This is a genomic window from Flavobacterium sp. U410, assembly GCF_053570605.1.
This window is the reverse complement of the sequence record NZ_JBSEFI010000034.1, coordinates 1-13789: the sequence shown is the minus strand read 5'-3', so window position 1 is coordinate 13789 and position 13789 is coordinate 1. Positions and strand designations below refer to the sequence as shown.

The 13789-nt window shown below is 31.0% G+C and carries 5 protein-coding genes and 1 pseudogene; all 6 read right to left on the bottom strand.

Features of this window, described 5'->3' with window-relative positions:
* Nucleotides 1-54: 54 nt before the first annotated feature.
* Nucleotides 55-4470, bottom strand: a complete 4416-nt coding sequence (locus ACUSJC_RS16175; RefSeq protein WP_449270605.1) for a hypothetical protein — start codon at nt 4468-4470, stop codon at nt 55-57.
* Nucleotides 4471-4480: 10 nt separating this feature from the next.
* Nucleotides 4481-10156: a hypothetical protein gene (locus ACUSJC_RS16170; RefSeq protein WP_449270604.1), complete on the bottom strand. Its 5676-nt coding sequence runs from the start codon at nt 10154-10156 to the stop codon at nt 4481-4483.
* A gap of 590 nt (nt 10157-10746) precedes the next feature.
* Nucleotides 10747-11410, bottom strand: a pseudogene (locus tag ACUSJC_RS16165) (IS1 family transposase).
* 33 nt (nt 11411-11443) lie between these two features.
* Nucleotides 11444-11836 carry a hypothetical protein gene (locus ACUSJC_RS16160; RefSeq protein WP_449270603.1) on the bottom strand — a complete coding sequence of 131 codons (393 nt, stop codon included), beginning with the start codon at nt 11834-11836 and terminating at the stop codon, nt 11444-11446.
* Nucleotides 11837-12078: 242 nt separating this feature from the next.
* On the bottom strand, nt 12079-12531 hold the full coding sequence (locus ACUSJC_RS16155) for an SMI1/KNR4 family protein (RefSeq protein WP_449270602.1): 453 nt from the start codon (nt 12529-12531) through the stop codon (nt 12079-12081).
* A gap of 7 nt (nt 12532-12538) precedes the next feature.
* On the bottom strand, nt 12539-13789 hold a 1251-nt coding region (locus ACUSJC_RS16150; protein WP_449270601.1), incomplete at its 5' end, for a deaminase domain-containing protein.

Genomic DNA, 13789 nt, shown 5'->3' with positions numbered 1-13789 from the left:
AAAACATCAATAGCCTTTTAGATTAATTAGAGTGACTTATACATTTTCTTTTATTTAATTCAATTTTATCACATTACCTGAACGTGTTTCTTGAATTGTTTTTACGCCTTTTGACGTTTCTTTCTTAACTCTTATCAATCCCCCTTCTTTATCATATTCATAAAAAGTTGAATAGTTATTTTCATCCAATTCTGACATCAAACGAAAAGTTTCCGGATCATAAACAAAAGACTTCATACTTCCTTCTTTTGGATGAATTCTAACATCATCAAAATAGGCAGGTATATTTTGGCTTTTATTAATCAATTCGACATTGATATACACCGCATTTGTTGGCACAATAAATTTTTGAAATATTCTTTGCCAGCCATCAATAATATCTCCTTTTGTTTTTCCTTCTGCATAGTAAGGCCAAGGGATACTTCCTGAAATACCAGGGTCATAAGGATCATTAGGACTAAGTATTCTATTTCCGTTTATATCTAAAAAGTTTATAAAAATTCTGGGGTTATCAAAACTCTTAACTTGTAAATTTTGTTCTTCTTTTACCCAAGCACTTAAAATATATTCTTTTCCTTTATCTAATTGGAAGTTGATACAATTATTACAATTTTCCAACGGAATAATATTTCCACAACTCAAAGCATAATTATCATCATACTGTACGTCTGGATCATCCACAAGTGCATTAGAAATATAGTTAGGTTCCAACATAAGAAATCTAAAATCTTCATCCCCATAATAATCTACCATTTGTCCATTCAGATTATAATGTATTTTATATTTATCTTCAACAGGAAAATCTGTATTTAGGTAGCCCATTAAGTATTTTAAAGATTTTCTTAAATATGATGTAACTCTACCATTAATTGAATTTTGACTTTGTCTTAATTCCGGATTCAAATTAGGATCCGATATTCTATTATAAGCACTACTTGCACTGGAAGGATCGTCTACATAAAAGCCATCTTCTATACCTATCACGTACAAATGAGGTGCATTTAAATTTCCATTACCTCCGTTGTTATTATTAAAACTTCTTACAGTATTAAAAAGTCCCTGAGTATTACTAGTCTGAGATCCATCTGTAATTAAAATAACTAATTCAGCATCTGTAGTTAAAGCAACATCAAGTCCACTCTTCCAGTAATCTGAGCTAGGAGAAACTCTCCCCGATCTATATCCTGATATCCAACTATAGAATTGCTGAATGTTTGTTGATGACACTTTTTGGTTCAGAATATTATTACCTCCATTAGCAATTCCACTTGTTCTAGAGTTAGTATCCGAATCTGATAATCCAATAAAGGAAACATACATATTTGTCCCTAAGTTGTCATTATCATATAATTGCTTATCAATAAAAGACTTAAGTTGCTTCTTCACATTCTGAGCTTCATAAAGGTCAATTGAACCAGACTCGTCAATAACAATAGCTACATGATGTTTACAATATAATTCATCAGGACAAAATTCTATATGCTTGACAAATCCTTTAGAAGTATCAATTTCTCCATTACTTAGATAGGTATTGATTTGAAAGAATTCATTATATGAAATATAATTAAGTAAATCAATATCTACTACTGTACTTCCATAATATGGAATTTGAACATCAAAATCTCTTCCATGATTAGCAAATGAAAATCGTATATAGTCGCCCGTGTTTATAAAGTTATAAATCGCCACCGGATCATCAGGTTGTACATAAGGAGCTAACAACGTTAATTCCTGACAACTGAACCCATTAGGAAGGCTATTTTGTGCTATTAAACGGTTAACTAGGTCTATAAACAACTGTTTTACTATGGCTGAATTAGGGTTTGTTGCAGTACAAGAACCTGCTAACTCATTAGGACAAAATTCTATATGCTTAACAGATCCTTTAGAAGTATCTATTTGTCCATTGCTCAGATAAGTATTAATTTGAATTGATTCGTCATACGAAGTATAATTAAGTAAATCGATACCTACTACTGTACTACCATTATATGGGATTTGGACATCAAAATTACTTCCATGGTCAGCAAAAGAAAACCTTAAATAGTAACCTGTATTTGTAAAATTATAAATCGCTACCGGGCTATCAGGTTGTACATAAGGAGCTAACAACGTTAATTCTTGACAAGTATATCCGTTAGGAAGGCTGTTTTGCGTTATTAAGTGATTAACAAGGTTTATAAACAATTGCTTTACTGTATCAGAATTAGGATTAGATGCGGTACATGAAACTAATTCATCCGGACAGAATTCTATATGCTTTAGTCCTATTCCTTTTATATGAAAATCTCCATATGAATATGGCTCTGTATAAAATTCTATTCCATCTTCTGCATTATCATATTCTGACAAATCAAATTGAAAATTATTCGAATTTAAATTATTAAGACCAGTCGATACATAGGCTTCACTATCCAGAAGAACATCAACAGTATGATTTAAGGAAAATGAAAATTGTATAATATCAACTACTCCGGTTGGAGTTACAGCAGAATGAAAATTATAAATTCCTACCGGATTCGGGTCTGTAATATAAGGAGCTAAAGCAATCAATTCAACAGGTGTAGACCCTTCTATTGCAGAGTCCGGATCACCATTCTGCTTTCTTTGTATTAGATGCGCTAATAAATCTACCAATAATCCTTGTACATAATTAGAATTAGGATTAGAAACAGTACATGATGAATCAGCTACACTTAAATTAATTTGTTCTCTTTGTAAAACTAAATTTTTACTATTATTTGATGAAATTGTTATGTCCGGATGAGTTGATAAGCAATAGTAACTTCCTGTATCTGAAGTAGAAACAGAACCTATAATATATTGTCTTGAAGTTGCTCCTGAAATAGCAATGCCACTAGGATAGGTTCCTTTATACCATTGGTATTCTTCTACAGAAGAATAATTTCCATTTTCATGCATGGTCATCGTATAGGATGAACCGACTGAAGCATTTTCATTAACAATTGAATCTGTTTTGGCTTGGGGAGCATATAAAAAATAGTTTTGAATGAATGATTCATAATATGATGCTTGAGCTTCAAAATCCTTAAATGTAAACTTATTTCCCCCTAGATAAAACAGTCTTGAAATACCAAAAGTACCAACAGCTGTTATTGATTCACTTAAAAACATATAACCTAAAGTCCCATCAAATGTTAATGGTGGTATAACTCCTTCTAAATCATTTCCTGTTATGAATAAAGTAGATATAACCATATTTGTAAAATAGGTCGGAATATTTCCTTCTAAATTATTTGCAGACAGACCAATGTATTTTAAATTAGAAAGGTTGTTGAAGTTTGTGGGAAATTGATCAATTTCATTATAATTAAAACTTAGATATTTTAAAGATGTAACATTACATAATGGAGAAATATCCGTTACATGATTAAAATCAAAATTTATAAATTGTAAATTTTGAAGATTTGCAAAATTACTAGGTAATGCCCCACTAAAATTACAACTATAAAATTTAATGTGTGTTAGATATATTAAATTACCTATAACATTTAAACCTCCTGATAAATTATCAATACCAAGGTATATTTTTTTAAGATTTGTTAAGTTTAAAAATGACGCAGGAATTGAAGTCTCTTGAAAATTACCAGAAAGCCATAATTCTTCTAAATTCGTCAAATAAGTTCCTACATTTTGCAAAGCAAGAGTGAAGTTACAACCGGACAATCTTAATTTTTTTAAATTAGTTAAATTAAAAAACTCAATAGGCAGCTCTTGGTTAAAATTACTTCCACTTAAATAGAGTGTCTCTAAATTCAGTAATCCACAGATCGGTATTATTGAATTAAAATTATTTTGATAATTCGCAGAAATGTTCAAAAATCTTAAATTGGATAAATTTTGTAATCCATCTAAACTTCCAGACAAAGTTTGAGTAGACGTTAATGTTGTTAATGACAAACTTTCTAAATAAGTCAATGCAGATAAGTTTGAAATTGTTCCGTTTACCCCATTTAAAGCTATTGCCACTACATGCCCGTTAGAAACCGTAACCCCATACCACCCTGTATTTGTAGATGAATTCCAAGATTCAACTTCAACAGAAGGGTCATTAACTGGCCAAACTCCTTGACCATTAATTGTATTTGTCCAATTATTACCATCAGTAGCATTATATAATGCTATTAAAGCATCCCTTTCCGCTTGGGGAACAATTGAATTAATTGTATTGATATTTCTTTGGTAACTTTCACCATTATTATTAAAATCTTTTTTAAACAATTCTTCTTGCAATCTTTGTTGCTCTACGTATTGAGTCGTATAAATTTCTCTTAATTGATTAATTTCAATTTTTATTTCTTCTTCGTTAAGTTTTTTCTCTTTTAATCTTTTTGTAATTCTCTCAACATTTAAACCTATTTCTTGATCAGAAAGATGCTGTGCGAACAAACTGTTAATTGTAAATAAACAGATAAAACTTACTAAAACAATTATTTTATTTTTTTTCATTTTCATCATATTATTTAATAGTTCGTTTAGCTTTTCCTTGTTTTGTTGTTGTCGCATTGGCTCCGCAAGAAATTATTTTTTTCGATAATAATGCACTTCTTCCATTTTCGTCAGATGATGGTGCAACACGTAAACTTTTTCTTCCTGTGTGGGAGTAACTGTTAGATACTTTTATATTATTAGCATCTAAACTTCCTTCAAAACCAAAATGAGATAAAGAATCACATGTTGAAAAATCATAATCCTCAAAACCATCATATCCTAGTTCTCTGTATTTGGTATTAGATGCTACTGCTAAAGGGAATCTATAATTATATCCATACAAAGCAGAAGAATATCTATTAAGAGCATCTCTATTCTCTACTTCTTGTCCATAAGGATTATACTGTGTAACTTCTGAAGCAAAGGTCCATTTATTTAGATAGGTTGTGTTTTTCACCCATTTTTTACTGCCATCTAACTTATAATAAGGGTAAAAATCTTCATAGAATCCGGATATACGAGGCGTAACATGTTCCGAATGGTATCTTCCTGTGAGATAAGCATATGATTTTTTTGCTCTCCAGTTTCCTAGTATATTGTATACATACGGATTGTACGCTTGCTCCATAAAACCTACAACATCAAAATCTAAATCATTATAATTAATGGGTTCTATGTTTAAAACCAAATTCCCATTCTCATCAACTTCTATACTCGGTAAATTACATTCACATTGTCCTGCCCAGAAATTTGAATATTCAATAGCTGATGAATTTATAATTCTATATTCTTTCCATTTATCATTTGTAAATGATGTTTGATATAAAGGATTGTTAACATCATTTGAAATGTTTTGTACTAATTGTCCATTCTTATACAATGGATTTACCATAGAGGTTACAGTTGCCATACTAGCTTCCTGCATATTTCTATAACCGGAACGAATTATTTTAAATGATCCATTGGTTACTTTATATTGATCTACACGAATTCCTTCTTCATCTAAAAGTTTAATCATACCATTGCTTGACACTTCATATACCCATGCTTTAAAAGGTCTTGGTCTGTCTCCGATTATAGGCTCTACATAACCATTTACCCTATTTTGTGTTATCCAGATTTCATCTCCCGAAAGCAGGTACTTATCAATATTCTGATTCTCAAAGTTATTTAATGCATAATTCCCGTTTGATATTTGTTTTATTTCCCATGCTAAGTCAAGATTTACTGCTGCTTCTCCCATCCCTTTATAATCACTTGACCAATAAGCAGGGTAATTAAAACTAAAATAGTTATCATTATATTCATTTACAGTTTCAGTTAGCAAAACTTGTCCTGTTTCTGCATCCCAAGCTAGATTTTTAGTCGACACTACCGCTCCTGCATCATAAGCGATTGTTTCTCTTAATATTCCTGATGAATGCACCACTTTTGTGGTTGCTGCTGTTTTCAACATTTCTTCATGTCTGGAATATGTTGGAAGTGGTGTGGGAACAACTAAATAAATCAATGCTAAAGGTAATCCTTCACTATTAAAACGAATACCAGGAGTTTGACTCACTGATTTGTTTTGTCTAAAATCATTTATTACATCATAATCAACTCCTACTATATTTTTCTTTACATATCCTTCTTTATCAATAGTTAACACTTCATTATTTAATAATCCGTTTTCTTTAGTATTTGAAGTGTTATCAAAGTATTTATAATCAACTCCTGAAATAGCTGCTGTTTGTCCTTCTGCATACACTCGTTGACTCTTCATTTTACCATCCATATCGTTTGTGTGAACACTAAATCCCTGAGACATTGTAAGATGTTGTTTATCATTAATTCTGAGTAAACTTCCTAAAGGAGATTTGTCATAATGAGATGATATCGGAGTATAATCCACAACGGTAGGGTAATCTTTAGACGTAAAAAACTCAGTTACAACTTTACCCGTAGCATGTTTCTTCACAATATAATTTTTTGTTACAGAGCCTTCTGTAACGGTTTTCTCTCTGGACAGATTTTTCACCTCAACTCTACTATATGTTATTTTAGGAGAAGGAAAAAACGACTCTCCTAAAGGTTCTTCTACGTAATTTTGTTGATCTGGTCCCAGCAATAACCCTGGATCATTTTTATCATAAAAAGGTTTTACTAAAGGATTTTCTTTTCCTCCCAATGGTTCGTATGTTGCTACTCCTGAAGTATTTCCATCTACTGTCTTATAAGAGTACTGTTGTCCATAAAACTGTACATAAGCAACATCATCTTCATGATCTGTCATCACGTCCCACTTGTCATGAAGCTTTACTTCTTTAACTCTGCTTCCTCCTCCTATTTTATTTTTTTTCGGATGCATTAATCGGATCCATGATTTATCTGTAATGAACCGACTTGCTATTCCCTTGTCTTCCAATCTACCATTTGGACTCTGAAAGATTTGTAATACAGAAGGAATGGTTCCTACAAGCTCCATCACAACACTTTGAAGATTATTAGAGTCTATTTCATTTGTGATTCCATAAACTAATCTATTTAAGTAAGATCGACCAAAACACCAACCGGCTTTTGATATTGGATTTACTTGTTTAGAGCTGTTTAATCCATCTCCTTTATTTACGGATTTTATCCGGATTGCGGCTAGATTTTGATTACTTCCGCTAAGACTTCCTATTCTAAATTCATTTGCCAGTTCTAAATAGCCTGTAACATAATCGTATTTATCTGAAGGGTTTGCTCCGGGAAGCGGATTAGGATCTGACATATTTAGAAGGAACCTGAAATAAACCGGATCATTAATTAAATTCCTTATATATTGTTCTTTAAATTCTTGTACAGACATACTTGAAGGTATTTCAATGTATAAGAAATAGTTATCAAAAAGTCGATTGGAAATAACTTCTTGATTAAAACTACCGTTACCTGCTCCAATAATTTTAAACATCTGCATAGCTTCTTTATCTTGTACAAAGGCATAGTCATCTGCTTCATAGTTTATCTCTATTGTTCCTCCTGAGGGTAAGTCTATGCTATTTAAATGCCATGCTGTGGTATATTCATCTGCTAAAGCCCTATTTGTTTGATCAACATAAGGGAATTCTGCATTTGACATATCTTGATATGAATTAAAAGGTTTACAACTAACATTATCAGGAGTTGGTTTGTAATTTCCCCAAATGTCGTATGCCTTCATATCATACTTGTAGTTATTCTGATAGTTGAATTCATAGGGGGTATATTTCCCCATGTTAGAATCTCTATAAGTGAAGTATACTTTTTTAAGTGTTAGTTTTCCCGAATCCGGAGTGTTAGGATTCACTTTAAAATTTTCATAATTCAAACTATTTTGGATTCCGGGACACAAAGAATAATCATAAACAAAATGTGCTACTTTTATAGGTTTTGCATTACTCCCGAATTCTTGGTATTCCGGCTTAGAGTACAGATAAATTTTATCTAATTTGTAGGATTTGGAATTATTTCCTAAACCTCCGTTTTCACCAGTTACTCCGAAAGCATCTTTTCTTTCTGACAATTCAAAAATGGCAATATGCGTTTTTGTTTCTATTTTTTTGATATATGCCAGTTCTTTTTCTCCGTACAAATAATTTCCTTTATCATCTTTAGAATTAGATTTTAGCCCTTCATCATAATTTGCTTTATTGGATTCAAACGGAATTCTCCATTTATAAAGATTATTTCCTGTCTGATCTTCATATGTAAACTTGGTATAAGTTCCCAAATCTCCATCAGAAGGCCCGGAAACGCCATCAACATCCTGATAATCAGAAGACAGAACTTCTGTCAAAAGATATGTATGTGCATAAGCGGGTGTAGTAATTCTATTGAAATATTGATCCCCATCTCTATTGTTGTTAATTGTATTGTCACTTCCTGAATAGTTTACCAAACCTGTAGCACAATCGCTAGCTCTTCCCGACACGTCAAAAGTCACTTCTTTTTTTATAGTGTTGTATAATGCTCTTCCAAAAACATATCGTTCTCCTCCTTCTTTCAGCACTCTTATTTCTGCTGTATGGTGGTCTTTTGCATACGTACTGAATTGCTTGCTATATCCAAATTTTTTAGCTTCTGCTAAAGTAAGTTTTTGAATTGTTTGTCCTCGCCTTACTCTTTCAGTTCGTATTATTTTTCCTGTTCCACCAACTATATTTGTTCCTGTATTTGCATTATAACTGTAGTATTCTCTAGAAGTGTTTCTACCGAATTTCCCTCCTGCCAACGAAAATTTAATTGCTTTATATTTTCCTAAATCATCATTCAATATGGATAATTCAGTATCTACATGTGTTCCTCCAATATTTTTAAAATAAATTTTTTCGTAATCAGGAGCATTATCTGCTTTCTCTTTGAATCTTGGTAATGCCTGATTTCCTTGACTCCATAATCGTGTGCTACTATTTGCAGAAGTCACCGTAGCATTAAAACCCCAATCTTGACTTGCTCCTATTCCAATTTCAATTCCTAAATTTCCTCCTGTACTTTTATCTTCTATATAATTATCGAAGACATATCCTACTTGTCCGCTATAAGGTCTGAAAGTCCCTCCTATTCCTTGACCTTGAATGTTATAAATATCATACGTGTAGTTTGTCATTGGCAACACTGTTGAATTTCGTGTTACTGCTCTATCCTTCTCTCTATTAAAATCCAGTATATCTTTTTCGGAAGCACCATATGTGTGTTCATATCCAAAAGCTTTCTCTGTCTTTACTTTTTCAGAATCATCAATTCCTTGTTTTGTTCTGAATCCTGAAAATTTTGTACCTGGCTCAAATCCCCATATATTCCCACCAATATCCATGTTGAACATATAGTTTGAGGACTTCATTCCTACTCTTTTTGAAGGAGTAAATGTAGCATCCGGATTAAATGAAATACTACCTCCTGTTGAAACCGTTTTATTTCCATTAGGATTATTTTCACTTTTGGCCCATTTGGTTTGTAAATTCCTTTTCACACTAGGAGAAAAGGTCATTGATTCCACTCCTTTTCTACTGTTATAAGAAACTCCGACAGAAGCCCCAAGGTTATAGTCTGACAACTTTTTACTTCCCATTTTTCCAGAAAAAGAAGCATATGGCGATGCTGAAACACCATCCTGAACTGAAGACTCCATCTGCATACCTACACTTAAAGATTTACTAATGTCAAAGCTTAGTCCTCCTGTTACTGAAAATCCTATCCCGTCATAATTATTGTATTTTACTCCTAAGCCTGTTGACAATTTTAATTGAGGAGGCTCATTTGCCTCTCCGAAACCAAAAACCGCAGCTTGTATTCCATAATTAGCCCCGACAGTGATATTATCTTTCATATTATTTTCATAGGTCATAACATCTCCATCAAAATCATCAGGAATTCCTCTCATTTGTCTATTTATTTGACCTATATTCAAATTCCAGCCTAAACCTACCCATGAAGCTTCTTGATCCATTGTTACTCCTGAATTATATGCTAAGTTGATCGGATATCCTCCAACATCCATTACAGGAATGTTATAATTAAAATCTCCACTTGCTAAATCTACCATGTCTGAAGTACCTATAGGCGTAAAAGCATTAAATTCCGGCTGAGAAGGCCCTTCTGTCAAAGCATATGCTTGTATAGGTTGCGTAATTTGTAAAAACATCATCATAGCTAAATAATAAGCTACTAGTTTAGAAAATTTACTGGTTCTGATTTGTTTCATAATTGTGTTTCTGTAAGAGGTCTTTAAACTGAATTTTATGAACTGTTCTTTTTAATTATTGTTATAAACAAATTTCTACTCCATATCTACTATCTTTAAAAAGACTTTGTAGATTTCAAAAAATGCACTTTTTATTTTCATGATCTTTTAATCTTTCCTATATAAAGAAGAATTATTTTAAAAAAATAAAGCAAATCATTATAACTTACACTTTAAATTAAAAAAAATGAGTTATTTCTCTTTAAATTAAAAATATAAATGTTATGATTATTTATTAATAATTTTAAACAAGATTATTTTTGTTAAAAAAATTATAAAAACAAAAATATTTATTTTAAAATTTTAAACAAATTTTTATCGCACATTTTGTGTAAAAAAAATGTTATTTTCTCACAAAAAAAAATAAGAAACTGATTTTTAAATATTTACAAAAAGAGTGGTTTTGTAAAAAAATTTATCTTTTTAAATTCAACCCATTTATTTGCTTCTATTTTTAAAAAAGGTTGGAACCTAACTTGGAGTTAAATCCTATTTTCGGAACTTACAAAAGAATTCTGATGATTTTATTTTATTATACTTTTTAAGAAAAATCATTCCCAAAAGTAAATTTTTAAATGAGCCTCGAGATATTTCTTTTTCTTTTGAAAAACAAATTGTTTTTCTGTTTAATCTTTTCACATGTGTCCTTAATGTGAGATTATTTCGTTCTATTTTATTTGTACAATATTGAAAGCGTTTATGAATCTTTTCAGGTATTAAACTTGGATAAATATTTAGTTTATCGGTGTAAATTTTATTAGGGCTTAACAATAATAATTTATCAACTAGTGGTTTTATGTTTTCTTTTGTTTTAGCTCCGACAATAAAATCTATAACGGTTTTAGAATCTCTTTCAATAACATAGGTTATCCAATTGACATTACTTTTTTTCCCAACAAAACTCCAAATTTCATCCATTTCAAATTTGCATCCCTTCGAATTAAAATATGGAACTTTTACTTGTTTGCTAATTTTTAACATTCTTGTTAAAACAGTCTTAGTCGAAATCTTTAATATTCGAGATATGCTTCTTATTCCACAACCTTCCTTTAATAAGGAGGCAATTAAATTATTTGTATCTTCTTTATAGGCTTGATAGCTAAATTTCAAAATAAACTTTTTATTACACGAAGTACATTTATAACGTTGTTTTCCACTTTGAAAACCATTTTTAACAACACGATTTCTACAAATTATACAATGTATTTTTTCCATGTCCTTAGTTTACTACTTTACATCATTTTGTAATTACCCACTACTACTATCAGGTGTGACTTGCTTTAACCAATAACTTTCAAAATAAATATCTAATTTTTTCTTATAATCAGAGAATTCAATATCCCAAAAAAAGGGGGCTGGACAAAATTCAACTAGTTCTTCAATGATGATTGTAAACCTTCTTTCAAACAAAATATCATCATCATCAGATACATCAATAACAGAACTATAATGATTACTGAGGAAATCTTCAATATCTCCTTTTTTTAATCCATTTTCTTTCAATTTATTCAACTCAGTGAAAAAATGATATACTTTCTTCTTATAATCATCAAATGTCATTTTAGAAATCACATCATAATTAAAGTTTTTAATAATATATTGTTCTAAATCTAATTTCGATTCGAAGGCGCTATACTCCATATTGATTGTACTAATTGAATTTTCTTAGAAAACTATTGAATTGTCATTTTATATGAGGCAATACATTTTTCCATGCCCTAATTTACTACACGAAAGAAAACAACATCCTTATTTTATGCCTTTTAACAAACTATCCCTTTTTAAAACCATAGATAAGTATAACAAAAAACAGCATTTAGATTGTATACTAAACACTGTTTTTCAATTACCATACTACCATGATTATAAATAACAAATCATCATTATTCATCATAGGTGCTTTTTTGACCCACTACCCTATTTAGATTATCTTCTAAAAAGGAAGCCAAAGAATCGTACTTAATTTTTGGTTCTAGGTCTCCCTCAAAATAATAATATATTGGAGAATTTTCCTTTAAGAGAGTATCTAAAAAAGCAAAAATATAACCTTGATGAGAGTAAAAAACGAAATGTTCTTTTCTAAGTTTAAATTCACTATTATCATCTGATAATAATTCATTTGCATATTCTCTCAATTCAAAAATTCTATCATAAAAACAATCTTCTCCTCTTAAAAATCCCCCTCCTGTTTTTCCCATTTTATTTAAGAAAAACTTATAATCAGAAGGTAAATAAACATTGTAGTATTTTTCAATTGCATTTATCTCTTCCTCATTAATACCTTCTATTTTATAACCTAATTCTTCAATCTTTTTTATTATCCTAATTATAGACATATTTTAATTATTTTATACCATCAGCACCAACTTTTATTTCTACATTAGGAAATTTTTCATTAAATTGCTTAAAAAGAGCATCTCTACAAGAATCACAATACTCTCTTTCTGAAAATATCCTAATTTCTCCTTTTACTGTTGGATTATTTTTATATTTTTGAGCAAATTTTTCTAAAATCTTTATTTCAGAATCATAAGAATTATTATTAACAACATTTGTTCTAAATGTTCTAGATATACTTGGTGTTTCAACAGTCCCTTTTGCTGAGTTTTGCCCCGAATGAGCAATAATTTCCTCAATTGGCTCTTTTCCAATTTTAACTTCAGCCCAAGCAATATTCCTACCTTTTCCGATTCTAAATGCTTCTCTAATAGCTTTCAATTTTGTAGAAGCATCTACAGAAGTCTTAGTAAAATTATAGATTTTAGAGATTCCTTGACCCGCAACAAATCCAACTCCTTCTAAAATAGCCAATTTGCTAGCTTCGCCAGCATTTTTAAACCTCCTTTGTGCTTCTTCTTCATTCCCATCAGCCCGAGCATCATAACCTCTTTCTGTTCCATTGATTGCCTCTATAAAAGATCCTCCTGTTAAAAGCCTAAAACCCATTCCTCTAAAAAATATAGCGTCAACAACAGCTGCCTCACTTAATAAAAGAATTTTGCCTCCTTTTCTTAAATCTCCTTTGTTATATTGAATATTTCTTTCATTGAGCATATTTCTAGTCATACGGTCATAAGTTGCCTCGTGTTCTTCTAACCCCTCTAATTCAATAAAAGCTATAACTTTATTGCCACTAAAAGAATATGGAGTATAGTGAGGATAATTATGAGTTAACGGATCCACAGCAAAAAACCTTCCGACTCTCGGGTCATGCATTCTATACTCATAGTTAATCGAATTCCCTTCACCCTTGATTTCATCATCTTTTTCAGAACCCTGATAACCGTAACGATATGATTGTGAGCTTGCATGTCTGTTAGGCAGTAACTGACCAAAAGGATAATAATCACTATAACTAAGAACGTCTGCGTTAAAGTTAAGAAGTGATCCATGAAGTAAAGCAGGGATCTTCTTATCGCTGATAACGACTAATACATTGCCTAAATGGTTCGCTAACTCATAACGCTTGTCACCCGTTAAAGATACATAATTTTCTATAGCAATGGGGCCTGTTACCTGATAATTTCCGTTCGTATTGTCTAAATAATTAGGAATACCATCTTGATCGTCATCTGTTGTGTAAGGATTTCCATT